The sequence below is a fragment of the Gimesia sp. genome (assembly GCF_040219335.1).
In the GTDB taxonomy this organism is placed as follows: domain Bacteria; phylum Planctomycetota; class Planctomycetia; order Planctomycetales; family Planctomycetaceae; genus Gimesia.
Genome location: NZ_JAVJSQ010000034.1, coordinates 1 through 26,970, shown reverse-complemented (window position 1 = coordinate 26,970; position 26,970 = coordinate 1). Strand labels below are relative to the sequence as shown.

At 54.4% G+C, this 26,970-nt stretch carries 23 protein-coding genes, 1 tRNA gene and 1 other RNA gene; 13 read left to right on the top strand and 12 right to left on the bottom strand.

Annotated elements, in window-relative coordinates; translation table 11 throughout:
* Window positions 1-56: 56 nt before the first annotated feature.
* Window positions 57-1,286, top strand: a complete 1,230-nt coding sequence (locus RID21_RS27470; RefSeq protein ID WP_350194548.1) for a DUF1570 domain-containing protein — start codon at window positions 57-59, stop codon at window positions 1,284-1,286.
* 136 nt (window positions 1,287-1,422) lie between these two features.
* Window positions 1,423-2,670, top strand: a complete 1,248-nt coding sequence (locus tag RID21_RS27465; RefSeq protein WP_350194546.1) for an AI-2E family transporter — start codon at window positions 1,423-1,425, stop codon at window positions 2,668-2,670.
* Between the two features lie 47 nt (window positions 2,671-2,717).
* Here the strand turns inward: RID21_RS27465 and RID21_RS27460 are convergent, their stop codons facing one another.
* From RID21_RS27460 to RID21_RS27450, 3 genes are all read right to left on the bottom strand, one after another.
* Window positions 2,718-4,163, bottom strand: a complete 1,446-nt coding sequence (locus tag RID21_RS27460; protein WP_350194544.1) for a right-handed parallel beta-helix repeat-containing protein — start codon at window positions 4,161-4,163, stop codon at window positions 2,718-2,720.
* A 173-nt stretch (window positions 4,164-4,336) separates the two neighbouring features.
* Window positions 4,337-5,551: a ribosome small subunit-dependent GTPase A gene (gene rsgA, locus RID21_RS27455; protein WP_350194542.1), complete on the bottom strand. Its 1,215-nt coding sequence runs from the start codon at window positions 5,549-5,551 to the stop codon at window positions 4,337-4,339.
* Window positions 5,526-6,032 carry an FHA domain-containing protein gene (locus RID21_RS27450; protein WP_145193218.1) on the bottom strand — a complete coding sequence of 169 codons (507 nt, stop codon included), beginning with the start codon at window positions 6,030-6,032 and terminating at the stop codon, window positions 5,526-5,528. The genes rsgA and RID21_RS27450 overlap by 26 nt, the downstream gene beginning before the upstream one ends.
* Window positions 6,033-6,205: 173 nt before the next feature.
* On the opposite strand from RID21_RS27450, the gene rnpB reads away from it, so the two are divergent.
* Window positions 6,206-6,581, top strand: an RNA gene (gene rnpB, locus RID21_RS27445) — RNase P RNA component class A.
* Window positions 6,582-6,846: 265 nt separating this feature from the next.
* Complete coding sequence (locus RID21_RS27440) at window positions 6,847-7,296, top strand: hypothetical protein (RefSeq protein WP_350194540.1); 450 nt, start codon at window positions 6,847-6,849, stop codon at window positions 7,294-7,296.
* A gap of 186 nt (window positions 7,297-7,482) precedes the next feature.
* On the opposite strand, the gene RID21_RS27435 is transcribed toward RID21_RS27440, so the two are convergent.
* The 5 genes from RID21_RS27435 to RID21_RS27415 all read right to left on the bottom strand — a co-directional run bounded on the left by RID21_RS27435 (window position 7,483) and on the right by RID21_RS27415 (window position 10,645).
* Window positions 7,483-8,454 carry a DUF1559 domain-containing protein gene (locus tag RID21_RS27435; RefSeq protein ID WP_350194538.1) on the bottom strand — a complete coding sequence of 324 codons (972 nt, stop codon included), beginning with the start codon at window positions 8,452-8,454 and terminating at the stop codon, window positions 7,483-7,485.
* Between the two features lie 363 nt (window positions 8,455-8,817).
* Window positions 8,818-8,902, bottom strand: a tRNA-Leu gene (locus RID21_RS27430).
* Between the two features lie 185 nt (window positions 8,903-9,087).
* The gene (locus tag RID21_RS27425; RefSeq protein ID WP_350194536.1) at window positions 9,088-9,831 is read right to left on the bottom strand and encodes a DUF6891 domain-containing protein; all 744 of its coding nucleotides are present in this window, start codon (window positions 9,829-9,831) and stop codon (window positions 9,088-9,090) included.
* Between the two features lie 8 nt (window positions 9,832-9,839).
* On the bottom strand, window positions 9,840-10,343 hold the full coding sequence (locus tag RID21_RS27420; RefSeq protein ID WP_145193211.1) for a protein-tyrosine phosphatase family protein: 504 nt from the start codon (window positions 10,341-10,343) through the stop codon (window positions 9,840-9,842).
* A gap of 41 nt (window positions 10,344-10,384) precedes the next feature.
* Window positions 10,385-10,645, bottom strand: coding sequence for a hypothetical protein (locus RID21_RS27415; protein ID WP_350194534.1), 261 nt, complete (start codon window positions 10,643-10,645; stop codon window positions 10,385-10,387).
* A 167-nt stretch (window positions 10,646-10,812) separates the two neighbouring features.
* Here RID21_RS27415 and RID21_RS27410 point away from each other — a divergent pair, with 167 nt between their 5' ends.
* Window positions 10,813-11,322 carry a hypothetical protein gene (locus tag RID21_RS27410; protein ID WP_350194532.1) on the top strand — a complete coding sequence of 170 codons (510 nt, stop codon included), beginning with the start codon at window positions 10,813-10,815 and terminating at the stop codon, window positions 11,320-11,322.
* 157 nt (window positions 11,323-11,479) lie between these two features.
* Here the strand turns inward: RID21_RS27410 and RID21_RS27405 are convergent, their stop codons facing one another.
* Complete coding sequence (locus RID21_RS27405) at window positions 11,480-12,445, bottom strand: trypsin-like serine peptidase (RefSeq protein WP_350194530.1); 966 nt, start codon at window positions 12,443-12,445, stop codon at window positions 11,480-11,482.
* A gap of 158 nt (window positions 12,446-12,603) precedes the next feature.
* Window positions 12,604-14,079, bottom strand: coding sequence for a trypsin-like serine peptidase (locus RID21_RS27400; RefSeq protein WP_350194528.1), 1,476 nt, complete (start codon window positions 14,077-14,079; stop codon window positions 12,604-12,606).
* Window positions 14,080-14,260: 181 nt separating this feature from the next.
* Here RID21_RS27400 and RID21_RS27395 point away from each other — a divergent pair, with 181 nt between their 5' ends.
* From RID21_RS27395 to RID21_RS27365, 7 genes are all read left to right on the top strand, one after another.
* On the top strand, window positions 14,261-14,542 hold the full coding sequence (locus RID21_RS27395; RefSeq protein WP_350194526.1) for a hypothetical protein: 282 nt from the start codon (window positions 14,261-14,263) through the stop codon (window positions 14,540-14,542).
* A gap of 75 nt (window positions 14,543-14,617) precedes the next feature.
* On the top strand, window positions 14,618-14,899 hold the full coding sequence (locus RID21_RS27390; RefSeq protein WP_350194524.1) for a hypothetical protein: 282 nt from the start codon (window positions 14,618-14,620) through the stop codon (window positions 14,897-14,899).
* A 95-nt stretch (window positions 14,900-14,994) separates the two neighbouring features.
* Window positions 14,995-16,377 (top strand): H(+)/Cl(-) exchange transporter ClcA, encoded by a 1,383-nt coding sequence (clcA, locus tag RID21_RS27385; RefSeq protein ID WP_350194522.1) that lies wholly within the window; start codon window positions 14,995-14,997, stop codon window positions 16,375-16,377.
* A 100-nt stretch (window positions 16,378-16,477) separates the two neighbouring features.
* Window positions 16,478-19,279 carry a PAS domain S-box protein gene (locus tag RID21_RS27380; protein ID WP_350194520.1) on the top strand — a complete coding sequence of 934 codons (2,802 nt, stop codon included), beginning with the start codon at window positions 16,478-16,480 and terminating at the stop codon, window positions 19,277-19,279.
* A 135-nt stretch (window positions 19,280-19,414) separates the two neighbouring features.
* Window positions 19,415-20,467 carry a PA0069 family radical SAM protein gene (locus RID21_RS27375; RefSeq protein ID WP_350194518.1) on the top strand — a complete coding sequence of 351 codons (1,053 nt, stop codon included), beginning with the start codon at window positions 19,415-19,417 and terminating at the stop codon, window positions 20,465-20,467.
* A gap of 13 nt (window positions 20,468-20,480) precedes the next feature.
* Window positions 20,481-21,404 (top strand): leucine-rich repeat domain-containing protein, encoded by a 924-nt coding sequence (locus RID21_RS27370; protein ID WP_350194516.1) that lies wholly within the window; start codon window positions 20,481-20,483, stop codon window positions 21,402-21,404.
* 50 nt (window positions 21,405-21,454) lie between these two features.
* Complete coding sequence (locus RID21_RS27365) at window positions 21,455-22,666, top strand: leucine-rich repeat domain-containing protein (RefSeq protein ID WP_350194514.1); 1,212 nt, start codon at window positions 21,455-21,457, stop codon at window positions 22,664-22,666.
* Window positions 22,667-22,682: 16 nt separating this feature from the next.
* Here the strand turns inward: RID21_RS27365 and RID21_RS27360 are convergent, their stop codons facing one another.
* Window positions 22,683-23,798 (bottom strand): WD40/YVTN/BNR-like repeat-containing protein, encoded by a 1,116-nt coding sequence (locus tag RID21_RS27360; protein ID WP_350194512.1) that lies wholly within the window; start codon window positions 23,796-23,798, stop codon window positions 22,683-22,685.
* 50 nt (window positions 23,799-23,848) lie between these two features.
* Window positions 23,849-24,118, bottom strand: coding sequence for a MoaD/ThiS family protein (locus tag RID21_RS27355; protein WP_145443249.1), 270 nt, complete (start codon window positions 24,116-24,118; stop codon window positions 23,849-23,851).
* A 218-nt stretch (window positions 24,119-24,336) separates the two neighbouring features.
* Between RID21_RS27355 and RID21_RS27350 the strand changes: the two genes are divergently transcribed.
* Window positions 24,337-26,814, top strand: a complete 2,478-nt coding sequence (locus RID21_RS27350) for a redoxin domain-containing protein (protein WP_350194510.1) — start codon at window positions 24,337-24,339, stop codon at window positions 26,812-26,814.
* The last annotated feature ends 156 nt before the right edge of the window (window positions 26,815-26,970 follow it).

The following is a 26,970-nucleotide window of genomic DNA, read 5'->3' as shown; positions in this document are numbered from 1 at the left end:
GTACCTCTCCCCTCTATTCTGGAAGTAACGTTCACTTCTGCGTAGAAAGTCCATGCATGATCTGGAGAGATTACCGTTCCGATGCCCTCATCCGACAGGCTGCAGCCACTGTGTGCACCCTGCTCGTGGTGCTCTGCTGCTGTCTGATGTTACCCGCCCCCCTCTCCGCGCAGTCCAGTGTGCGTCCCTCATCCGCAGAGGAGACTGCACCGCCGTTGTATGAGTTTACTTTTCTGGATGAACAGCAGCAGGAACAGACACTGAAAGGGGCGCTGATTGTCGAGGCACGCGATGGTGGCGTGGTGATGCAGACCCGCGACGGTCGGCTGCTGACCGCCACTCCCGAGCAGCTGAAAGCGAAACGCCGCCTGGAGGAACCGTTCACGTCCCTGGGGAAAGCAGAGCTCACAGAGCAACTGGCGCGCGAATTTGGACCGGGCTTTGAAGTGACCCAGACGAAACATTTCACAATCTGCAGTCAGGCGGGGAAGCGGTATTCCCAGTGGTGCGGCTACCTGTTCGAACGGCTTTATAAAGTGCTGCACAATTACTGGGACAGCAAGGAACTCCCGCTGCATGAACCGGAAGTCCCCCTGATCGCGGTGATCTTCAAAGACCGCGCAGCTTTTGAAGCGTATGCGAGTCAGATTCTGGGCGAAGGAGCCGCCGGAACACATGGCTTTTATTCGATCCAGTCGAACCGGATGGTGCTTTACGATCTGACCGCGGCACCCGGAGAGCGGCCCGCTTTTACCGATGCTGACATTATTCGCAAACTGCGCAAGTCGCCATTCAACATAGCGACCGTGATCCACGAGTGCACGCATCAGATCGCCTTTAATGTCGGGTTGCACACGCGGTTTGCCGACAACCCTCTCTGGTTGACCGAGGGGATGGCCACTTACTTTGAAACTCCCGATCTGGGAAACAAGACCGGCTGGCGGACGGTAGGACGACCGAATCCCTGGCGGATCAGGCAGTTTGTCGATTATGCCCGCTCGCGGCGTAAAGCCGATTCTCTGCAGACACTGATCACTTCGGATCAGCGATTTCAGGATGCGGAAACGGTGTTGGATACCTATGCGGAAGCCTGGGCGTTTTCCTACTTCCTGATCAAGACGCATCGGAAGCAGTACGAAGAGTACCTGCATCTGATCGCTGCGCGGAAGCCGTTGATCTGGGCGACACCCGAGGAACGCCTGCAGGTATTTCAGTCCGTGTTCGGCGAAGATCTGGATCGCCTCAATCAGGAATTCCTGAATTACATGCGACAAATCAGTCGCTGATACCGCTTTTTCTCTTTGCAACGTCAAGGTTTATGAGTATGGTGCGCATACCATCGGGGAAACTGCGTACAGCCTCAGTACGTTGTTTCCCGGAGCTACAGGAACTCAATGCACCACTCCGTAAAGGGCTTCCGCCATGTCGACGAATTCTCTGCAACCTTCGGATGAGCAGGCCAAAGTGATCACGGGCTGTCTGATGTTGCTGTCAGTCATTGCCCTGGCCTTTGTGTTTTATATTACCAAAGCCGTGTTGATCCCATTTGTGATTGCCATTTTTATCGTGACGATCGTGACGCCGATCGTCGACCTGCTGGTCCTGAGGTGGAAAATGCCACATATTGTCGCGATCTCCGCCACGCTGTTGCTGGTACTGTCTGTCGGTTTTCTACTCTGCCTGGTTCTGGTTTACTCGACGCAACAGGTGATTGCGAAAGCGGAGACGCAGTACAGCGAGAAGCTGGGAATTTTTATCGGTTCCACATTCGATACGGCGAAGGAACTCGGCGAGCCCAAGCCGGAAGCGGCTGAGGAGTCCAGCGAGGATTCGGCAGCTGAAGCGGAACCGGCTGTTGCAGAACGTCCGACTACTGCCGAAGCGCCGACTGCTCCTGTGACACCCACGGCTCCTGACGGACCTGCGATCAGCGTGGCACCGGTCGAAGCGCAGAAGCCTCCAACCGGCTGGTTTGAGAAAATGGGCGTGGACCTGAATGAGTTACAGAAACAGACCACAGCCTACATGAAACAGTCCCTGAAGGAGGTCGCCTTCAGCACGATGCAAGCGGCTCTCAGTTTCACGACGACCTCTTTCTTTGTAGCGATTTTTGTGATCTTCCTGCTGGCGGGCCGTGATCCACAGGCCGTCGTCAAGAATAAGCTCTATTTCGAGATCGAACAGAAAATCCGCAGTTATATTACTACCAAGCTGATCATCTCGCTGGTGACGGGGATCCTGGTGGGAGTGACGCTCTCGCTGTTCGGACTGGAACTGGCGCTGGTGTTCGCGATTCTGACCTTCCTGCTGAACTTCATTCCTTCAGTGGGTTCACTGATCGCCACTTTACTGCCGATTCCCGTGGCGGTGGCGCAGTTCTCCGACAGTCCCTGGACGATTGCCGGTGTGATTCTGATTCCCGGCGGGATTCAGATGGCGATCGGTAACGGCATTGAACCTAAGATCATGGGCGAAGGCCTGCAACTGCATCCGGTGACCGTTCTGCTGGCCTTGTCCTTCTGGACGTTGCTCTGGGGACCCATCGGAGCGATTCTGGCCGTGCCGATCACTGCCGGAATTCGCATCGTGCTCATGCGGTTCGAATCGGGGCAGACCGCAGGGAACCTGCTCGCCGGAATCTTGCCCGGCGAGTCGACGACAGTCGCGTAACCGATCGGTTCCCTGCTGACTCATTTCGTATCGACGTAATGCCGTGATTAATACACGGTCATGGTGTTGGAGACTTCTGTACCCGGTCCGACGTCGATGTCGCCGGAGACGAGGTTGTCGGTGATCTGAATCTCCTGGCCTCCTGAAACGCGGATCGCGAAGTTCTTTTCGCCTTCGGTAATCAGGCAGTCAGAGACGCGAGACTGTTTCACATTCTGCAGCAGGATGCCCCCGTTCTGGCAGCGACGGATGGTGCAGTTGGTGACATTCATTCGCGCGCAGTTTTCGAGGATCAGCCCGGCGGGGACGCCGCGGGTCGCCAGGATATTCAGGGCGTTGAGTGTGCAGTCGGTGCAGTCTTTGAAGACATTTGCATCTTTCGTTTTGGCACGGTAATCGGGATTGCGGTCCATGAGATTCGAGCCGAGAACAATGTGCGCACAGTCTTCGACCAGCAGGTTATGTTCGTAGGCCTGCCAGAGCGTGTTACCGGTGATCGTGATGCCCCGGGCGTGCTGCAGATGAATGTTGGTGGCGACATCGCTCATGGAGTTGTCCGCGATCGCGAAGTTGCCAACCTTGCGGGGGTCTTCAGGACCGTTGCCGATGAAACGAATGTTCGCGGAGTTGGGAGCGTTGTTCGTGTGCTGAATGGTGCAGCCGAAGATCGCGCCTTCCCGCAGTGATCCTTGCGAAATGTCGAACAGGATATTGGCAGTGGGTGGTGTCTTTTCGCCCATGTTGCCTTCAATGTCGCAGTTACCGATCTGGATATTACGGATTTCACTTTCGCGAACGACGATCCCGCCCTGCTTATTATAGCTGATGTGTGAATCGGAAATGTTGACCTGGTGCAGGTTCAGCTTTTCGAGGTAGATGCCGACCCCTTCGTTTTCGTAGAGGTGGCAGTCGTCGATGGCGACGTTCCGGTTGCGTTCGGTCAGGTGAATGCCATGCAGCGCTTTGCGGACGACCAGGCGGGTGATCGTGATCTGCATGGTTTTGATTGCCTGGACGCCGATCGCTTCCGGATGTTTGCCGACGATCTCGATGCCGTCCACCATGGGGCTGCGTTCCTTTTCCCAGACGACGGGCTGAAATGTTTTAGGACTCGCGGTGCCGTTGTGGGTGCCGATGAACTTGAATGCGGGACCGGCGCCTTCCATCAGGATCGTGGCGGTGCCGTCACCGGAAATGGAGGTTGGACCGACTTTGGTCAGATCGATCACGATGGGTTTCGTCAACCGATACTGTCCGCGGGGAAAGCGGAGTGAACCGACCGACGCGTCGACCATCTGCTGGATGGCGGTGGTATCGTCGGTCTGGCCATCCCCTTTCGCACCGTAGTCCAGGACGGTCTTCATGCCGGTTGCGGGAGCTTTGGCCGCCGGTTCCTGGCTCAACAGCTGGCTGGAATCGGTGGCGGGTAACAGGCAGAGTCCCGAGAGGACGAACAGGGCCAGGCAGATGGTAACGCAGGTTCTGAGTTTCATGGTGACGGCTTTCAATGCGGGATCGATACAGGCAGGAGGTCGAGATCGCGCGGACGCGAATAGATCATTAATGAACCTAATAAAGGCCCCATCGAGTCTAAGCAACTCGTGGGAGAGGATCAACTGCGGGGCTTAAGAAAATGTGCCCAGATCCGTCGAGGAGAGGTCATGCACTACTGGTGGTAGACAGGTCGGGGGTCGTCACCGGCGATGATTTTCAGATAGCTCTGATAGCGTTGGCGGGAGATGAAGTCGTTGTGGACCGCGCGTTTGATGCCGCAGTTGTCTTCGTGGGTGTGCGAGCAGTCGGGAAAGCGGCACTGGGGCACGAAGGCGTGGAATTCGCGAAAGAAGCCTTCGACCTCTTCGGGGCTCACATCCCAGAGCTGGAGCTGACGAATGCCGGGGGTGTCGACGACCCAGCCTCCGGTGGCGATTTCCAGGAGGACAGCAGAGCGCGTCGTGTGTTTTCCTTTACGGTTCTCCTGGCTGATCTCGGCGGTCTCCAGAGAAAGGCGGCTGTCGATCTGATTGAGCAGCGAAGACTTGCCGACCCCACTCTGCCCGGAGAAGACGGATTGTTTCCCTTTCAGCAGGGAGCGGAGTCGCGGAATGCCGGTGCCTGCGACCACGCTGGTTAAGACGATGTCATAACCCAGCTGCGCATAGACGCCGATCTGCGGCTGCAGTTCAATGGGATCGACCAGGTCGATTTTATTGATGCAGATGATGGAGTGGATGTTGCCTTTTTCCGAACTGATCAGAAAGCGGTCGATGAGTGAGGGCTTGAGCGGGGGATCATCGGCGGAGACGACGATCACGGCCTGGTCGATGTTGCTGACCAGGATGTGTTCGCGACGTTTACTGCCCCGCGAGAGGTACGAGCGACGGGGCTCGACCCGTTCGATGACGGCCTGGTACTCATCCCCTTCGGGTCGAATCAAAACATGGTCGCCGGCGACAACGGCATTGCGGTCATCGCGGGACATGGTTCGCACCAGGCGTCGCACGGTGCATTCATAACGGTTGCCGTCTGCGGTCTGGACGACGGAGTTGAGGCCCTGGGCGCGAATCACACGGCCGGGCAGGCAGTTGGACTCATCGATATCGATGACAATCTCGGTGCCGTCCTCGGTCTCCTGTTCGACTCCCATGACGGTGCGATGGCGGGTTAAATCCCCTTTGCCGGTGAGACGCTCGCTGGCATCCATGTACTGCGAGTCGACGTGTTCATCCACCTGGTGGCTGGAGAGTTTGTTTTTCCGGACCTTCTTCTGACGATTCTTTTTGAATGCGACCCGGATCTTTTTGCCTTTTTTCTTCGCCACTACGGTTTCGGCTCCCGCGCCGTCTGAAATACGTTCATGATGCGTCTTCCTGATCGTCATCCGGGTCGGTCAGGAATTTGAGCCCCAGTTCATCGTCGGTCATTTTAGACTCGTCATCCGGAAGTTCGATCTTTTTGGGTGCCCGGGCCGGCGGGGCCATGGGTCGTTCCGGACGGCGCTCCGGTTTGACCAGCCCTGCTTTTTCCATCAGGCTCATTTCGAACGGATTCTCTTCTTCCGGCGGCGGTTCATCGGACTGCGGAGTGTAGTTGATTTCGTATTCATGCTTGGCGATCGCAACTTTGTCGCCGGGCAGGAGCCACTTCATGTCGCAGCGCTGGCCGTTGACTTTGATGCCGTTACGGCTGTTCATATCACGAATGCGCCAGTAGCCGTTAATGAATTCCAGCTGGCAATGATGCGAAGAGACATTGGGGAACTGCAGCGTGATGTCGCATTTGCTGCGGCGGCCCACGAGCAGAACTTCAGAAAGCAACGGGATGGGATCGCCCCCTCCACAGGGGTTGAGTTCACCTAACATAACGTATACCTGGTACCTCTATTAGCTGTTAATTACCAGAATTTCATGTATTGCCCGCTCGATATTAATCTATACCGCTGGCCACACATTATAAAGTCAATCTCTTTAGAAAAGTCAGAAATTGGGGATAGTTCAAGGGTTCCACTTACTTTATACTGGACTGTTTGATAGCGGGAGCCGGCCAGGTGGTCGCTGCGAATCTTCGGATTCGGGGAGGAAAGTCCGGGCTCCACAGGGCACGGTGGTGGGTAACTCCCACCGTCCGCGAGGGCAGGGAAAGTGCAACAGAAAGCAAACCGCCGGTCCGGTTCGCCGGTCCGGTAAGGGTGAAACGGTGCGGTAAGAGCGCACCAGCAGGCCGGGTGACCGGTCTGGCTAGGTAAACCCCACCGGGTGCAAGACCAAGCAGAGAGCAGTCCCGGTTCGCCGGGACCTGGATCGGCCCGATCCGGTACGACTCTCGGGTAGGTCGCGCGAGGCAGCAGGCAACTGCTGTCCCAGATAAATGGCCACTCACGACATAACCCGGCTTACAGGCCGACTCCCGCTATCTTTCTCTCTCCGGGCCGGCGCCATCAATATCACATGCATGGCAAATTAACGTGTTGTCAAAAAGATTGTAATATATTCCCATGTATTGCAATAATGACACACTTGTGTGTGGTTGAAATGATGTGTCTAAAAATTATAAGTCTATATAGATAAATGACATAAGGGTAATCGCAGAATGTTTGGCACGGCGAGTGCATTAGTATTCTTTCATCAACAAAAAGTTAGCCACTTTTAAAACAACCCAACATTAAAGGAGATAATGATGAAAAAATTCGCAATCGCATTCGCTGCACTGGCCGTTTTGACTTTCGTAAGTAATGTCACTTTTGCTGCAGAACCTTTCTGTGGTACCAGCAGCTATTACAACTCGAAGTCCAACAACAATACTCGCTACGATTACTCAGCCAGCCGGTATGACCGGAGGTATAATGACTCGTACTATCGAGCCAATGATCGGGATTACCTGGATCGTTACCGGACAACTGCTCCGTACAATTCATCGCTGACCGATCGGCTCAACAGCCTGTACAGCACCTATTCGAACCGGCCTCTGTTTAACGACGTCAACTACCGAAGTCGTACGAACTATAACACGTTCAAAGCCAATCTGAATAACTATGATCACTATGACCGGTATGACTGTGGTACGTACGATTCGGATCTGTATAACCTGAATCGTCTGAGTAACAGCGACTGGCGTTACCGTCGCTAAGCGACTGTGGCGGGAATTAAACAGGTAAACCAAACCAGCACACCCCTGACCGGGATCTTCCCGGTCAGGGGTTTTTCTATTGATAGATGACACTACGAAAAAAACGACTGCAGTAAGAACAGCATTATTCCACTGCAGTCGTTCGAGTTTCAGCGATTCAAGTATCAGGCGGAGATCAGCCCGGGATTAGAATTCTCCCAGAACCTGACCATCTGACATATAGGCCAGACGCTGACGTGTGGTGGCATCCAGGTTTTCGCTGATGAACCGTACGGCACCATCGGCCATGAGGATATGCATCCCGCCTACGTGAGTACTACCGGGCGAACCCCATTCACCCAGGCGTCCAAAGATGGGAGTACGGGCATAGGGAGTACTGTCCCAGCCACAGCATTTCCAGTAGTTGATGTAGAGGTTGGGAGGTGTAGCGAAATCGATACCCAGGCCCACGTGTTGTGCGGTGGCCCAGGAGTTGGTTACGCCGTCAACCACTTCCAGTGTCGTTTCCACGACAGCTGCGGTGTTACTGGTTCCATCTTTGACATCGCGAATCCGGCAGGCTGAGTTCGTACCGAACATGGTACGGGTGGTTTTCGAAATGCTGACCCAGGTCGGGCAGGAGTTTGCTTCGTTTACAACAAAGTCATAAGAGGTGCGGGCTGTATTTGCGACACCGGAGCCATAGGTGGTATCTGCAGCTCCATAGAAACGCTGACCGTCGTCGGACGGGCAGAGCAGCGGTTGCAGGATGGTGGTAGTGAGAGCCGCGTTACCGCTGGTGATGGCACCGCCGCCTGCCAGGGTGCCGCTGCCGGTGTTTCTTTGACCGGTGGCTGCACTGAAATTGAACTGGTTATACAGGGGAGCCTGTTCGAGGTAAGGCAGCAGGTAGAGCCAGCCTTTGTGGTTGGTCACATTACTGAATCCACACTGACCCGGGTTGGAGGTCGCGTAGGGGAATACCGAGAAGGTTTCATTGTAGTTGTGCAGTGCGAGGCCAATCTGTTTCAGATTGTTTTTGCAGGAACTGCGGCGGGCTGCTTCACGTGCCTGTTGTACAGCTGGCAGCAACAGGGCAATCAGAATGGCGATGATGGCAATCACCACCAGTAGTTCAATCAGGGTGAACCCTTTACGTCGATGGGTCGGAATGGTCACATTGATCTCCTCAAATCAGGGATGAACAAACACGAAATTAAAAGAATGCTTCATATATGAAGCAAGCGGTGTGCCAGAGTCTGAGGCCTGGTCTGTCAGTTAAGAATGCATGTGACGCTATAATCAATACCAAAATCAGCTTAGGTATTTTTCGTTCGGGGCGGGTTGAAACGACGCTGGCCGGTGCAAGCTCTAAAAACAGGAGGTCTTTCTCGGAAATGCCGTTTTTTGAGGCAGAGGCGGTGAGAACCCGGGTTGATGATGACTGTACGTCGGCGGGAGTGAAGTGCTGTTGTGGCTGATGGGGAGGTGGGAAATGAAAAAAGGACTCACGACAACGTCGTAAGTCCTTTTAAATTAAGGTGCCCAAGAGAGGATTCGAACCTCCACGTCCTTTACGGACACTAGAACCTGAATCTAGCGCGTCTGCCAGTTCCGCCACTTGGGCCTGTGGTGTATCCCTTGTGATTGTATCGACTTATGTCGAAGGAATCTCAAGGAAAATGGGGCTGAAAATCTCAGCCTCACAGGGAAGCAGGTATGTTATAGAGTTTCGGCTGCTTTTTCCAGTCAACGGGACGCGAAAAATACGATAAGAGGGCGCGGAAAATATCAGAATCTGACAAAATTGATTCAGATGTCAAAATCAATGGGTTTGCAAGCCGGGTTGCGTTTCTGCCAGGCCATATCAGTGACGCGGATGCGTTCGTTGAAAGTTCCGTCCCATTTGACCTTCAGACCAGCCTGCTCCAGTTCCTGCTGGATGATTTTTCCGATTTCCGGTCCTCTGGACTTTTCGTCCTCTGCTTTGACTGGCCCAAACGCCAGATAAAGATCATCGCCGTCAACCACCCGTTCCAGATCCTGATTGTGATAAAAGCAGTAACCGATGACGCTAGTGGGCTGGGGATGCTCCTTGAGAGTATCTTCGAAGATTTCGTAACCGTCGGACTGTGTGTTGCCGGCGTTCTGCAGGGCGATGATGCCCCGCTCGTTCAGTTTTGCGAAGACCTGATCCAGCTTGTCACAGTCGGTGACCTTGGGCCAGGTTTTCTGTGTCTGCATCCATGCTTTGATCCGCTTATCGATGGCGGCTGAGACCTGGTCAGCGTCCAGGTTGGAATCGTAGTAAATTTCATCGCAGATGATGCGCATCAGGTCAGCCTTGTCATAAAAGCCGGCACGGACCAGCCAGTCGATCTCGCCAAGCACGCTCTGATCCAGTAGTGCGGAGGTTTCCCGCGCCGACGGTTTTGCCTGAACTGGCTGAGTCGGCTCTACTGTCGCTTGCGGTGGGACTTTGGTATTGGTGTTCTCACCACAACCGACGGGCAGGCAGGTGAGTAGAAGCAGTGTTTTCCAATTGTGGTTCATCATTGGTGACTCTATTCTCTGATCTGTGTCTGCAACTGGCAGATCCAGTTAAATTGTTCTGGAGTATCGGGAACGGGGACGCGCCGTTGTTGGGAGACGAATTCGAACGCCTGTTCTGCGGAGAGACCATGTTGAATCAGAATGCCGGCAGCCAGCATGCCTGCGCGACCAATGCCTGCTCGACAATGCACGACGGTCTGGCTGCCTGAGTGAATACCTGCGTAAAGTGATTTTGTCAGCCGGACGAAATCAGCGCTGTCTGCAGGCAAGCAGCGGTCGGGGATCGGAAACGAGGTGAACTGCATCCCGTTTTTTCCGGCCAGTTCGCGTTCCTGTGCGAGGCCGACGTCCGCGGCTTCTGCCTCTTCCAGCAGGGAGACGATATGCGTAATCCCCCAACGGGCGATGCTGGCGAATTCGTCTTCGATCCATTCGCCACTCGCAGGCTTGGGCATGACGGCCAGCAGGCCGGTGCCGATGTGCTGGATGGGGTAGATGCTGGGTTGGATTCCCATATCTTTTGATTATCCTCAAAGCTTAATGCTCAAACGGATCTTTACAATTTTTTATTACGAGAAAACAGGTACTGCAGGAAGGAGCCGATGCCGGCGAATTTATATTCGGGGTCGACGTATTTTTCGATGACGTAGAACATGAAGTAATACAGGCGGGCGGAAGACCAGACGACAAGCAGGAGCAGTATCGCGATCTGCCAGGAACGGGTTTCAAAGAGGATCAGTCCCCCGGCGATGAGCAGGATCATCAGGAACAGGAATCCCTTGAGGTAGATCAGTTGTCGGCTTTTGAGGTCGGCCATGGAAAATGAAAACTAGCACAAATCCGCTATGAATGGCATAGAAAGATTGATCGCACTCAATGAAACAGAATCACATAAGACGGAATAGAAAACAGCGTGACGTATTTTCACATATCAACTAGACTTAATTCAAGTGCATTATTTTCTGGTTGTTTTTGGGGAGCAGCATGCGATTCTTGATGTTGTTGTTAATGGGATGTCTGTTTGTGGTGCCGGGGTGCAATTCAAACTCCGAGCCGACGGCGACAGAATCGGAACGCAGTCAGCATCTGGATGAAAACAAGACACCTGTGTTTCAGAAAATTGAGGAACTGTCTGACTGGCGCGATCGTAGAAAGAGGATCACAGTCTTGAGCGCGGTTGGTGATGCAGAATCGATTGAGGTTATGAGTGGGTGTCTGTTAAACGATCCGGTGGCGGAAGTTCGAGAATGGATTCTGGTCGTTGAGCAGTGTGACCGGAAGCGGGTACACCCGGCGATGGTCGATACGATTCTGCAACTTGCAGAGGGTAAGGGAAAGCCGTGCCGACATGTTTTGCCTACCTGTTTCAAGATTCCGGAAGAGGGGACGGAACTGGCTCCCGTATTGTATTACTGGCTGGACTGGGCTCAACAGCAACCGAATCTGAAACAGGAAACACAGCAGAAGATTGAGAAGGCAATGCAGTTACTTTGAGGGGAGATGGTATCGGTTGCCTGGCGATGTTTTGAATCTCTGTTCCAGGTTGGTTGAGTGAGTTGCGCTTGGCCCGAATTGCATTCGGGCTTACCCGCTGAGAATTGCTCTTGATTCAAAGAGGCGATGTGCGCGATTAGTGTCTGTCTGGAAGTTGTCAAAGCAGCTGGTATAACCGGTCTGCGATGAGAGTGGAGGGGACGGCGTAGTTGGCGACCGAATAGGTTCCGGTAAAATGAATGCCGACGACTTCCCCGGTCGATAAATTGACGACGGGCGATCCGGAGCTGCCTTCGAGTGTGGAACAGTCGTGTGTGAGCTGAGACTCTTCCACCGTTTTCACTTTGCCCGGCGAGATGCGTTTGACGCCAAAGATGCCCTGGAACAATTCTGTAATCGCTGGCCAGTTCTGCTCGCCGCTGGTTCCCCGCGGGTAGCCGATGGCGGCGACATCGGTACCTGGAGCGACGTCTGCTGCCAGCTGGAGTGGTGTGGCGGGGTTGTGTACTCCCATGGTGTTGATCTGTTGTACCTGGAAAAATGCCAGGTCGGGATCATCTCCCGGTTCGATATAGAGTACGTCGACGAGTTCGAATTCTTCCTCGAGCGGTGAATGGTGTTCTTCGCGAAAGTCCACGTGTGCGCTCATCGGCTTTAACTGTCGGTTCTTGCGAAAGCGAAAGCCTGTGTTTGACTTCCGGGCGAATTCGACCGCGACGTGCCTGTTCGTGACCATGATCTCCGGTGCGACCAGCCAGCCGGTTCCGACCCAGGCGAGACTGTCGTGATTTTTGACTTCAATTCTACCGGTAGACGCGATCGCCCGCTCAAGGTTCTCTTTCGCCTGGCTCAACTTCTGCTTCCAGATTTCAGAGAGGGGAACCTGATAGCTCCCATTCTGCACAAACAACGCGGGGCGAATGAATTCCTGCAGAGCCGTTCCCCCTTCGATGACACCCAGGTCGACGACTTGCTTGTCTGTGATCACCGCGCTGATTTTGTCAAAGGTTGAAACCTGCGAGAACCGTAAGTCGGGCCTGACAGGCAGGCTTCCCGTACGGAGTTTGCCCAGTGTTTCCCGGGCGAGTGCTTCATCGTTGCGAAGAACGTCGAGGTAAGGCATGTGCGTATTCCCTCAGGTATTACTAATTACCTCAGCTGGTGAGCAGATGACAGCCGACTCGGGGATGAATCGACAGTAAACATGGTCCGGATGATGAGAGACCTGGCGGGCAACCTCACCCCCAGCATCCGGACTGTTCATTTCACGCAATCTACGGTTTATTTACCGGCCTTATAGGCGCTGGCACCTGCGGCGACACCGGCAATGAAGACACCTGCAAGAACCGGCAGGGCTTCTGTTTCCGGTTGGATGGTAGCGAAATATCGCTGCTGATCGGGGTCAGCGACATCGAACAGGCCGTGTACACCCCGGTACAACGATTCGATACAGTTGGCATTCTCAACGTGTACTTTAATGCCACCCGAAACAGTGCCGACCGGTGTGGCGAGACCGACGCCTCCGCTACCATTAAAGCTGAATCCTTCCACAGAAAGTCCGACGCCGAAATCTCCTCTGCCAACCGGGGTAAAGACGGTGCCTCCTCCGCTGATACGGAAGCCTTCCATGCTGAGTGTGAAGTCTGTTGTCGTGAGAGCATTCGGGCCGGCGGCGGCCATGTTTTCTTTACTCGTCACGTGACCCCAGTGAGCGGCTGCCGCACCGGCGGCAACCCCAGCGGCGGCGACGAGCACGGGTACTACTTCCTGGTCGCAAGTGGCGCTGAGGTTCGAGAATGATTTCTGCAGTGTCAGGATGTCATCATAGAACCCGGGTGTGCCCCCTGGACATTGAAAGGCATTATTCATGCGTTGCAATTCGACCTCACTGACTTCTTCGTCTCCAGCCAGGACCGCTTTGACATAACTGGCGACGCGTCCCCGGTTGAGCCAGAGTACGGCTGCGTCATCCAGCAGGGCTTCATGGCTCTGCAGTCCCATTTCAGCCGCGACATCGGAATGATTTGTGACGAGGTCATGCACAATCGCTGAGAGCAGAATGCCTTCATTGAGGATCTTTGTTTCCCCATTGATAAACTGGGGGCCACCTGCGTGATGCAGGGCAAACGGGCTGAAGTCGATCCCTCCCAGAACCGGAGAACCGGATGATCCGGGTTCGGTATCACTGGTATACCAGACCAGTGTCTCACTGAGTTTGGCGAGTTCATTTTCGAAGCCGCTGAACTCTTTTTTCCGCCCGCCGGGATGCTGGATGACGACCGGGAAGTGCGTGTTCATGTCACCCGGTTGGGGTGGTGTGGCCTGGGAGATATCGAAAAAGCCATAATCCTGCTCGGCGTTTCCAGCCAGTTTCAGAATCGTATAATCGAGGGCAGCGTTGGTGACCAGCATTTCTTCGATGTCAAATGCGCGGGGGACGAGCGGGTTTCCGTTGATGTCATCTTCATACTGAAATTGCACCCGCGAATCTTCGGCGGTGTGTGCATTGGAGATGACGTGATTGTTGGTGATTACAAAACCGCCATTGACGATCCAGCCGGTTCCCAGCCCGGAGGGAGTGATGATGCGGGCAACGGCCCGGCTGACCTGGGTTCCTCGCTGGAACCAGGCGATGGGTACTTTGTTATCAAACTGTCCGGCGGTTTTTTCCAGCCCTTCCACGCTGAGGGTCTCTCTACCTTTTTTGAACTTCTTACGATCGGGAGCTGGTAGCTTGATACTTTTTTGAACTGTCATTTGAGTTTTCCCTGAAAAGCAGACATGAAAAACGAGAACATCCATCTCAACAGTGGCTCTGCAAGATGTGTTTGGCAACAGCCGAGAAATGCCCGTGTTGGTACACGGAATTTAACTATTCAAGCGTGTTCAACAGAGAGCAGACGTTGACGAATACAGAAAGGAATCAGGCCGGGTCCTTATGTTGGCCTGGCAGATCAGAGTCGATGAATTGCTCGATTCGCGTGTTGAACTTCCGTGCGATCATTTGTGCCAACGTCATCCTGGGGCATATATGAAACCGCAAATCGAACGAAAAACTGATCAACGAGAAATGTTTATTTTGAATAATTCAAACGGTTTTACGAAAGAAGACCAAAACCGTTTTCAAACTGGCGAGAGAGGACTGAGGGCGCAGGTCAAATCGAAAGGTGGATTCAAATCCAAGCGGCTTCAGGTTGGCGCGGTCTGTTATACTGCTTGAGTGTTGTAGTAACCAGATACGGGTGCCGCTGGCTTGCTCATTAACGCCTCACACCTCCAGTACCGGATGAGAACCATGGCCGGGGACCCGCTGCCTGATTCCAAGCTGCTGACGATTTTCGTGGTGGGGCTGTTGGCAGCTGCGGTGTGGCAGATCATACTTGTGGCCGAGCAGATCCGGCTGGAAATCCTTCCCGCGTTGTGCTTAGGACTGTTGCTGGGGTTGTTGATTGCAGCCGGAGGCGTACTGGGGAAGCATCCCTGGTTGGGGCTGGGTCTGGGGGCCGTTGCCTGTTATCTGCTGACGATCGGATACGTGGTCTTCGTGAAGGGGATTCCCCTGGAATGGGTCTATTAAAACAGTGCTGGCTGGTGTACCATTGGTCCTCGAAAACTGCTATCTTACCCCTGTTGCGTATCGAGTGAGAAATGATTTTCACGAAAGCCTGAGGAATGGATGTAAACAAGGTGGAAGCCAGGCTGCGCCGGCACCTGGAGCTCAAGCAAGCGATGTGGATTTATCTGCTGGCGCTGATCATTGGACTGGGCGTCGGTACGCTGGGGGCGGCCTTTCATTATTGTGTCGAGCTGTCCATCCAGGTCTATCAACTGATCGTGGAATTCCTCTCTGGCTATTCGCTGCTGACGGTACTTGTGGCAGCAGTTGTGGGGGCCGTGATGGTTGCCCTGTCGGCAGTGCTGGTCCGCAAGTATGCACCAGAGACCGCGGGGAGTGGTATCCAGGAAATCGAAGGCGTGATGGGGGAGTTGATGATGCTCCGCTGGCGGAGCGTGTTGCCGGTGAAGTTTATCGGCGGCGTGCTTTCGATGGGCGCGGGGCTGGTTCTGGGACGGGAAGGTCCCACGATTCATCTGGGGGGCTGCATCGGTCAGATTGTGGCAGAGCGGGCCCGTTCGGATAATCATACTTTGAATACGCTGCTGGCTGCAGGCGCCACCGCGGGATTAAGCGTGGCGTTCAGCGCGCCGCTGGGGGCGATCCTGTTTATGATCGAAGAGGTGCGTCACCGGTTTCAGTACAGCTTCGTGGCGCTGCATGCGGTGATCATTGCGAGTATTACTGCGAACCTGATAAACGACCAGGTGTTTGGTACCCTGCCCCAGTTACCGGCGCAGCTGCAGGCTTCGCTGCCCAAAATGGTGCCCCCGGAAAATATGCTGCTCACCTTTGTGTTGACCCTGTTGCTGGGTGCACTGATTGGTGCGCTGGGAGCGGGCTTCAATACAGTGCTGCTGAAATGTCTGCACACCGCCGATCGTTTGAGTGCCAAGACAATGCTGTTGATCGCGGCTTCCGTGGGTGGGGTTGTCGGGGCTCTGATGGTCAGCGCACCGGATTATGTTGGCGGTGGTGAAGCTCTGGTGAAGGAGATCTTTGTCGAATCGCCTGTGCTCGGAGTGCTGATGGCACTGTTGGTGGTGCGGGCGGTGATGACTTTTCTGAGTTATTCCATGGGTGTGCCGGGGGGAATCTTCGCTCCCATGCTGGCGCTGGGGGCACTTTTGGGAACGAGCTTCGGTTCACTGGCGAATCAACTGATTCCCCAGGTTGAATTGCAGGCGGCTGCGTTTGCGGTCGCTGCGATGGGTGCTTTGTTTGCTGCGACCGTGCGGGCGCCACTGACGGGAATTGTACTGGTTGCCGAAATGACTGCCAGCTTTCAGTTACTGCCTGCGATGATTGTGACCTGCATGACGGCCAGTATTGTTGCCCAGTCCCTGGGAAGCCGTCCCGTGTATGACCTGCTACTCGAACGGACGCTCCAGCGCCGCGGGTTACCACCTGAGACAGATGATACAGAAGAGTCCGCTTGAGGATGCGCTTTCACGCGTGTTCAACGGAATAATTGAAAAACGGATTGGTAAAACGCAAGCGTTTATGAGCTGGCTTTTCCTGAAAGGATGATAGGGAAACATGTCACACGCTAAGACGTCGGAACTTCTGGATGAAGTGACTCGCCTCCGCCGCCGTGTCGGAGAACTGGAGCAGGAGCATCGCAGGATTGATGCTGCAGAAACACCTGTTACCAGGGGGCCCGTGGGGGGCGCCTCGTATCAGACAGGTCGGGATCATTCGCTGCTCGACGCGCTGCCATGTGCCGTCTGTGAATGCGACCTGTCGGGAATGATCCTGTTTGCGAACACCACTTTTGCAGAGTTGCATGGGTATCCGCAGGTCGAACTCAAAGGCAGGCATTATGCTGACCTGATTGCGGATCATCAGGATCATGATGCCTCTCGGCAACTACTCGAGCAATTAGCTGATGGACAGCTTTCGTCTCACTGTCAGGAGACGGTTCATCGTCGTCAGGACGGCAAAAGGATTCCGGTAGAGGTTAAGTGGCGCAGTCAGAGAGATGGTTCAGGCGCGGTTTCCGGGCTGCTGGCTGTCGTAAATGAAGTCAGCAGGACTGTCACAGGGGGGGAACAGGAAATCGATCTGGCCGGACAGTACTTCCGGCTGGTGCGGGAGATGATCCTGGTGATCGATGCCGAGCAGAAGATCACGCTGATCAATCCGCATGGCTGTCGATTGCTGGAGGCGGAAGAGTCAGTGATTCTGGGGATGAACTGGTTCGATAATTTTCTACCCGCTGATAACCGGGAGGAAGCCCGTATTTTTTTTCACCAGTTTATGGAACAGGGGGCGGTTCAACCCGTCGAGTATTATGAAAACGATGTGTTGACAGTTGACGGAACGGTAAAACGGATCGCCTGGCACTTTTCGATTTTGCAGAATGAGTCAGGAACGAATATTGGGACTCTCAACGTGGCCGTGGATATTACGGAACGGTTGGAAGAACAGCAGACGCTGCGCGAAAGCAGACAGATATTCCACCAGATTTCTGAGCATGTGCATGAGATGCTCTGGGTGAGTTCAGCTGACTTGCGAAAAATATTTTATGTCAGCCCGAAATATGAGGAGTTCTGGGGACAGCCCTGTCAGAGTATCTACGACGATCCCACTATTTGGATCGAACGGATTCATCCCGACGATCTGGAATCCCTGATGGAGAGTATGAACCAGAAAATTCAAGGTGATTTTTCCAGTACACATTTTCCCCAGTTTCGGGTCGTGCACCCGGATGGGAGTTTCCGCTGGCTGGAAGCTCGCTCCTTTCCCGTCTACAACGAACAGCATCAAGTGACCCGCATGGTCGGGATTGTTGAGGATATTACTCAGCGGAAGCAGGATGAAGCTGCGATTCTCAAAGAGAACGAACTGCTGGAAGAGCGTGTCCGTCAACGAACAACCCAGCTCGCACGTAAGACGGCTCAGTTGAAAGCATTATTTCAGAAGCTGCCCGACCAGGTACTGGTAATCAACCACGAGGGAGAGATCGTTAACTTTAATGGCAGACATCGGGAGTATCTATTTTCCAACAGGGATCTGTCGTCAGGTAGTAAGCTCAAGGAACTGCTTCTCGAAGAAATCAGGTTGCCGTTTACCGAAGCGATTCAACGGGTGCAGGCAGACAGGAAACGGGCGTCGTTTGAATATCCACTGACGGTAGACGGTCAGCAGCGCTGGTGTCGGGCCCGGGTGCAGCCTTACCTGCAGGATGAGATTCTGATCATTGTTGAAGATATCAGCGAACAGAAAATGTCTGAAATCGAACTCAACAAGACGCATGATAAACTGTCCGAAGCACAACGACTTGCGCATATCGGCAGTTGGGAATGGGACGTTGCGGACGACTCACTCTGGTGGTCGGAGGAAGTCTTCCGGATTTTTGCTCTTCCCTCGGACACATTTCGACCCACTTATCCGTCCTTTCTCGAGACAATCCATCCGGAGGATCGGGGACTGTTGGAACGAGTTGTGGAGCAGTCGATTTTAAATGATCTGCCCTACAGTATCGAACATCGGATCATCCGTCCTGACGGGGAGGTGCGTTATGTACACGAACGGGGCGCCGTGAAAAAAGATACCAGGGGCAACGTCATCAGCATGCATGGGACCGTGCAGGATATTACGGAACGGCAAATGGCCTCCAGCAAGATGCAGGAATACCGTGACAGTCTGGCGCATGCTTCGCGGCTGGCGATCATGGGGGAATTGATGGCTGGAATTTCCCATGAGCTGAATCAACCGCTGACGGCGATGGCGAATTACAGTTCTGCCATGAAAACACGGATGGAGCTGGGGCAGGATGTTTCGGATCTGGTGCAACGGATCGAAGCACTCTCCCACCGATCGGGGAATATTGTCCGCCGATTGAAGTCGATGGCCGAAAAACGCCCGCAGGAACTGATGCGGTTTAGCATTCTGGACAGTATCCGCAGTACCCTGCAGTTGATTGAATATGAATTGCGTCAGAAACAGATCAATGTGCAGCTGTTGAGCGAATCCCGAATGTCAGTGGTCTATGCGGACCGGGTGCAGATTGAGCAGGTACTTTCGAACCTGTTTCTGAATGCGATGGACGCGATGTCCGAGATGCCTGTATCACGCAAGTTGACGATTGAAGTTGCGCCGGCTGGCGAATTCATGGTGCGGGTTACTGTTTCTGATACCGGTCCCGGAGTGCCTGACGATTTTGTCGGGCAGCTGTTTACGCCGTTTACAACCACAAAAGAGGGGGGGCTGGGAATCGGTCTTTCGCTCAGTCGCTCGCTGGTGGAGGCTTCGGGGGGCAAAATCTGCTTCAGCCCAAAGTCGGAGAGCGGTGCCTCGTTCGACGTGTTTCTACCCTGTCGTAAGATGGATGAGTGAGCGGGAGCAGTCGTAACTTTATGGAGCTAAACGTCGTCAATTTTGCATCTTTGAAAAAGATCCTTCCCTCCTGCCTGTGAATCGCCTATAAACAAAGTGTCAGGTGTTTTGTTTCTTTGTTGATTCGAGCGAGTCATGCGGCACGGTTCTCACATCAATCCCCCCAACCGGTTTGAGTCGATATACACCGAGCCGGATCTGGAGCAGCTGGAATGGGATGACGAATATCTCTCCCGGCCCCGACGGATTGAATACCTGGACGATCAGTCGAAGTCGATCGTGACAGAGAATGATTCGCCCGATCTCAACTTCCGCTTTAGCGTCAATCCATATCGGGGCTGTACGCATGGTTGCAGTTACTGTTATGCACGGCCTTTCCATGAATACCTGGGGTACAACGCGGGGCTGGACTTTGAAACGAAGATCATGGTCAAGCGGGATGCGCCGAAGCTGTTTCGCGACTTTCTGAGCCGCAGCGACTGGCGGCCCGAGTTGATTGCTTTTTCCGGCATCACGGACTGCTATCAGCCCGCGGAACGCGAGTTCCAGCTGACGCGACAATGTCTGGAAGTCGCGTCGGAAGCGAATCAGCCGGTGGGAATCGTCACGAAGAATGCGCTCGTGGTGCGCGATCTGGATATTCTGCAATCGATGGCGCAGCGGTCGCTGGTGAATGTCAGCCTGTCGATCACGACGCTCGATCCCGAGCTGGCCCGCGAGATGGAACCCCGCACCAGTATTCCTGCGGCCCGCTTGCGGGCGATTCGCGAGCTCTCGGCGGCGGGAGTGCCGACGAAGGTGATGGTCTCGCCGATTATTGCCGGCTTGAACGATCATGAAATCCCTGCGATTCTGCAAGCGGCGAAAGAGGCGGGGGCGCGCTCGGCCAGTTATATCATGCTCCGCCTGCCGCTGACGGTGGAGCCGGTGTTCCTGGAATGGTTAGAACGGACGCAACCCACGCGGAAGGAGCGAGTCATCAGCCGGATCCGACAGACACGGGACGGGAAGCTCAACAGCGCCGAGTTCGGCACGCGGATTCGTGGCACCGGTGAGATCTCTGAGCAGATTGGCAATCTGTTTCAGGTCTTCGCGCGCAAGCATGGTCTGGATGAGCGGTTGCCGGCGTTGGACTTTAAACAGTTCCGTCCGCCGACCACGGGCAAAGGACAACAGTGGTTGTTTTGAAGGAATCTCTGCGATGACCCAACCCGAACCCAACCAGAAGCGCGTGAGTCACCTGCGTTGGGTCTGGCGGGGGATCGGGCTGGTGGTTGTGGCGGGTCTGGTCTGGTTCGTAGTCTCTGCTGTACAGACCGGTGGGGCAATTCGTCAATTGCAAGCTATTCAAAACGTGGAGTTGACTACTGAGCCGGATGCGTTGCTGGGTGCCTTACCCCGGTCCTGGCAGGACTGGCTGACAGACAGACTGGGAGAGGAGAGGCTACTGCCTTTTCAACGAATAAAGTTGATTGAGTGTTCTTATTCATCCATCACTGACCAACAGCTTGCGCTGTTAAATCGTTTTCCTTCGCTTGAAAAACTCGGACTGAGAGAAACAAAAATCAGCGATGCCGGCCTCAAGCATCTGGAAGGACTTGGGAATTTGAAGTATCTCAGTCTGGCGGGAACTCAAGTCAGTGATCGAGGATTGGTTTATCTGCAGAATCTGCATCAACTGGAAGTTCTCGATTTATCAGGGACTCAAGTGACTGACGAGGGGCTTGCGCATTTGCGAGCGTTAACTAACCTGTACGAAATTTATTTGGAGGGTACCCAGATTACGGACGCTGGTCTGGTTAATCTGAGAGGGATGAAAAAACTTTACGCGATCAATTTAAGTGAGACTCGTGTCGGTGATGCCGGGCTGGTTCATTTAAAGGACTTTAATGCGATGTACGATCTCTATCTTAACAAGACACGAATCTCCAACGCAGGACTGGTTCATCTGCAGGGACTGGAACAGCTGGTGTGGCTTGAAATTGAAAATACAAAGGTCAGTAATGCCGGACTGGACCACCTGAAAGGGATTACAACACTGTCAAAAATCTTATATGACGGAACACAGATCACGGAAGAAGGTATTGCTCATCTCCGTAAATCGTTGCCGAATTTGAGTGATTAACCTGGTGGAACTGATATTAATTACAGCACACTATTGCTGGAGCGTAATCTATGGACCAACCCAAACCCAATCAGAAGCGCGTAAGCCGCCTGCGGTGGGTCTGGCGGGGGATCGGGCTGGTGGTTGTGGCGGGGGTGGTGCTGTTTGTCGTGCCTGGAATCCAGCACAGCCGGGCAATTCAACAATTGAAATCGAATCCGGAGATTGTGATCGAATCGGAGCCGAATTGGGTGCTGGGCCAGTTGCCTTCTACCTGGCAAAACTGGATTCAGGGGAATGTGAGTCGAGAGGTCTGGGATTCATTCCAGCAGCCCTTCGAAATCGACTGCCGTCAACAGGAACTCAGCGACGCCGACCTGGCTGCCATCGGTCGTATGACGAATCTGAAACTTATCGATTTGAGTGATGTTACGTTCTCTGAGAAGGGTTTTTCTCAACTGGCGGGTCTGCACAAACTGAGAGCACTGGTCCTGAACGGATCGAGTATCAATGATGCGGGACTGTTGCATCTCGAAGGGTTCGCAGAGTTGGAGACTCTCGTGCTGGGGAATACCGCGATCAGTGATCGTGGTCTGCAACATCTTCAGAACCTGCGCCGATTGGAGTTTCTGGATTTACATGAGACCGCGATCAGTGATGCCGGCCTGATAAATCTGAAGCGGCTTGACAACCTGCAGCGCATTACACTCTTTTGGACTCAAGTCAGCGATCAAGGGTTGATCCATCTTGCGGGTCTGAAGCAGCTGACGGGGCTCTATCTGACGGGCACTCAAGTGACGGATACGGGACTGGCCCATCTGCGAGAGTTAACCAATCTATATGAGCTTGGCCTGAACGAGACCCGAATCACAGATGCAGGTCTGAGACATCTGGCCGGTCTGAAGGCACTGCGAATCCTGGATCTTAGTCAGACGCAGATCAGTGATGCAGGGCTGCAGGAACTGGATGCGCTCACAAAGCTGGAATTTCTTTTCCTGGGGGGAACACAGGCCGGGAATGCAGGGTTAGAAATTATCTCGAAGTTTCCTCAGTTGCAGATCCTGGTATTGTCTGAGACGCCGGTGACTGATGACGACCTGGTTCAATTAGAGACTCTCAAGAATCTCACGCGGCTCAATTTGAATCAGACCGGGATCACGGATGCAGGTCTGGTGCATCTGGAGGGCCTGACCAGACTGAGTTCACTTTATACGAAAGACACCCGAGTCACCACGGCAGGCCTGACCCGGTTGCGTAAAAAGTTGCCGGAACTTACAGATTGAGTTTCGCTATAACTGGCTACGCCTTGGCGAACCTTACGCAGTAGATGGGGGGGAGGTTGCTGGAGATGGTTTGCCAGGAGTCGCCGCCGTCTTCTGAGATCCAGAGATTCCCGGTGGTGCTGCCGACGGCGAGGACGTCGCCGCTGTCATCCACGTCCAGGGCGTGGCGGTAGACGATGTCGTAACTCTTACCTGTTGGGAGGCCTTTGGTGAGGACCTGTGAGGTCTGGCCGCCGTCCGTGGTGCGGGCGATGACGAACTTGCCTCCAACGGGAACGCGGTTCTCGTCTTTGACCGCGGGAACGAACCAGGCAGTATCGGGACGCTGCGGATGGACCGCGACGGCGAAACCGAATTTCGAAGGTTGGATGCCTTCGATGGCGTGCCAGGATTGAATGCCGTCCGTGGTGCGAAACACGCCGTTATGATGTTGGACCCAGCAGGTGTCCGGTCGCGAGGGGGACTGCACCATGCGGTGTGGGTCCTGTACATTGGGATTATCGGCCTGTTCGGGGGGCATGTATTCGGCGAACATGCCGGTGGTCTGACAGTTCCAGGTGGCACCGTCGTCCTGGGTCACCCAGACGCCGCCACAGGAGATGGCGACCGCGACCTGCTGACTATTCTTCGGATGCACGCAGATGGAGTGAATGCCGGGGTCGTCTTTGCCACCGCCGAACCATTGCATCCGCTCGGGAGCGTTCCACAATGATTCGACCAGCTGCCAGCTGGTGCCGGCATCGTCGGAGCGGAACAGTCCGCCGGGAATGGTGCCGCACCAGAGGCGGTCGGGCTGATCGCGGCCCCCGGTTTCCAGCGCCCAGATTTCATTCAGGCTGGCGGGCTTCGGTTCTCCATTGGCGGTAAACGGGTCTGCCCCTTTCACGGCGCCCTCCGGATAAGCGGGAGGTGTGAGTTCTTCCCAGTTCGCTCCCTGGTCGCTGCTGCGGTGCAGTTTCACGCCGAAATGTCCGTGGTTCAAAGCGGCATAGGTCATCCCGTTACGGGGATCATGCAACGACATCGAGACGTGGGCGCCTTCGAAATCGTGTCGACCGATGGACCATTGCCCGGAGTGTCGTTTGAGATGAAACAGACCTTTGCGTGTGGCGACGTGCAGTCGAGCGCTCATGCCGACACCTTTCTTTTGTAGATTCAGAGAGCCGAGAATAGAGGTTTAAATTAACCGCCGGAGAGTGCCTGCATCACGTAAATTTCACTGTCGGGCGAGACGGCATCGCTGAGATGAACCCGGTCGACGATGGTTTTGCCGTCGATAAAAATCACCATGTGCTGCCGCAGCCGATTCTGGTCGTCGAGAACGTAACCCCTTAGCTGCTGTTGATTTTCAAACACCTGGTCCAGTGCTTCACGTACGGAAGTACCGGAGACCTCCGCTGCAGCGCAGGCCAGGTGGCGTTCCAGGTTGGGGGTAAAACAGACTCGAGCCATAACCCGGGTATGCTAATCTGAACATTAATATCAGGCAAGCAGAATTCCTGTGTGAAACGATGATATCAGTCAAAGTGCATCTTTCCGGTAATTGTCCGCCGATTCTGCCGGGGAGGATCGACATTCCGAAACCGGCGGGGGTAAAATGGCGTAACGTGCGCGGTTTTCGCCGCGATGGAATCATAGCTTCAATCATTCCAAACAACTGAGTGAATATTATGAGTTTGATCCTCCCCGCATCCCTGCAGCGTTATTTCCTCTCCCTGACCACAGCCGCTGGCCTGTTCTGTTTCTCTGCCGAACCCGTGTTGAGCGCTGACAAGACCGAGGCGAAGAAAGAGAAGTCTGCCGAAACCGAGTCGACCGCCAAGGACTCTGCCGAGTCGGACGATGTGCTGGCGGGCCATTCGTATCATGGTGAAGTCTTCAACGAGGGACCGCGGCGGGCGGCTTACCTGATGGGAGGCACGGGCGACGTACACTTCGATGTGACGGTGAAGAATCCGGAAGCACAGAAGTTTCTGGATCAGGGGCTGGGACAGCTGCACGGGTTCTGGTACCTGGAAGCCGAGCGTTCTTTCCGGCATGCAGCCAATCTCGACAAAGACTGTGCGATGGCCTTCTGGGGCGCTGCGATGTGCAACCTGAAAAACGAGAAGCGGGCCAAGGGGTTCATCGAAGAAGCAAACAAACGGCTCGACAAGATCACGCCGCGCGAGAAGAAATATATCAAGGCGCTGGAAGACTACATCAATGCTGACAAGAAAAAGAGCAAGGAACGCAATGAAGCCTATACCAAAGCGCTGGAAGACCTGATCATCGAATATCCCGATGACCTGGAAGCCAAGGCGTTCCTGGCGGTGCACCTGTATCAATCGCGGTCTGCCAGCACGAGCTATGTGGCTGCCGAAGCACTGCTGCAGGACATTTTCGCTAAGAACCCGATGCACCCCGCCCACCACTATCGAATTCATCTGTGGGATCATCGCAAGCCGGAGATGGCGTTGACCTCAGCAGCGAACTGCGGTCAGTCCTCCCCCGGAATCGCCCACATGTGGCACATGCCCGGTCACATTTATTCGCGGCTCAAACGCTACCAGGATGCGGTCTGGCAGCAGGAAGCTTCGGCCCGTGTGGACCACGCCCACATGATGCGGGATGCGGTCATGCCGGACCAGATTCACAACTATGCCCACAACAACGAATGGCTGATCCGCAACCTGATTTTCATTGGTCGCGTGCATGATGCTGTGGATCTGGCGAAGAATATGATCTCACTGCCTCAGCACCCTAAATACAACACACTCAAAAAACGGGGGAGCGCCAAGTACGGACGGATGCGTCTGCTGCAGGTGTTGCGCACCTACGAACTGTGGGACGATATTATCGCACTCAGCCAGACACCTTACCTGGAGCCGACTGAAGAGGAAGACGAACAGCTGAATCGTCTGCGTTACCTGGGACTGGCTTATTTCCAGAGTGGTCGCGCTGCCGAGGGAGATCAGGTGATCGCGCAACTGCAGAAACGGTTAGAGACTCTGGAGACTGAGAAAACCAAAGCGGAGGCCGACGCAGAGCAGAAAGTAAAGAATCCCGAGAAAGCCGACGACAAACAGACGGACGAAAAGTCTGAGCCCAAAACAGACGAGAAAAAAGACGCAAAAAAAGACGAGAAAGCAGATTCCAAAAAGAAAACCGCCCCGACCGAGAAGGACATTAAAGCGGCAAAAGAAAAAGCGGGCAAGCCATTTGTGGCCCGCATCAAGAAAGTCCAGAAACACATCGATGCCCTGCAGGGGCACCAGGCGATCGCAGCGGGTGACTTCAAGAAAGGACACGAGCTGCTGAAGAAAGCGGGTGGTGCCGACGACGTTTACCTGATTGTCGTTCAATGGAAATCAGGCGATGCGGAAAAAGCAGAGAAGGCCCTGCGGAAGCTGATCGGTTCGCATAAGAATGAAGTGCAGCCCCAGGCGACGCTGGTCGAACTGCTCTGGCAGTCCGGCAAGAAGGAAGAGGCGAAGAAAGAGTTTGACAAGCTGAGAAAGCTGTCTGCCACCATCGACCTGGATGTGCCCCTCTTCACTCGACTGGCACCGGTCGCCGAGGCAGCCGGTTATGCCGGAGACTGGCGGATTGAAAACAAAATGGCCAGCGATGTCGGCGATCGACCCGATCTGAAAACCCTGGGACCGTTCCGCTGGGAACCCTCCCCTGCTCCGACCTGGCAGCTCAAAGACGCGAAAGGCCAGCTCCGCAGTTCCGATGAGTTCAAGGGCAAGCCGCATGTGTTGATCTTTTATCTGGGTTACAGCTGTCTGCACTGTGCGCAGCAGTTGCAGGCATTCGCTCCGATGGTCAAGGAGTTCGAGCAGGCCGGTTTCCCGCTGATGGCGATCAGCACTGACGACCAGGAAGGCCTGAAGACATCCATCAAGAATTACGACAAAGGGGATTTACCGATCCCGCTGTTTTCAAACAGCAAGCTGGATGTCTTTAAGTCGTTCCATGTCTACGACGATTTCGAAAAGCAGCCCCTGCACGGCACTTTCATTATCGATGCGAAAGGGAACGTCGTCTGGCAGGACATCAGCTACGAACCGTTTATGGATCCCGAGTTCGTATTGAAGGAAGCCAAACGCCTGCTGCCGCAGCACGGGGGTAAGGAAGAGCTGAGTGCCGTTTCCGGGAAGTGATAGCGTGTCAGAAATTGAGCGGCAAGGCGCTAGCTGCCGGTAATTTTTAACCGCGTTGTATATATCACCGGTGGCTAGCGCCATTCCGCTCACGGTGGGTTTGCCTATTCCTGGTTCGATTATGCAGCAAGGATCTTCATCGGTAGTGGTCGTGTT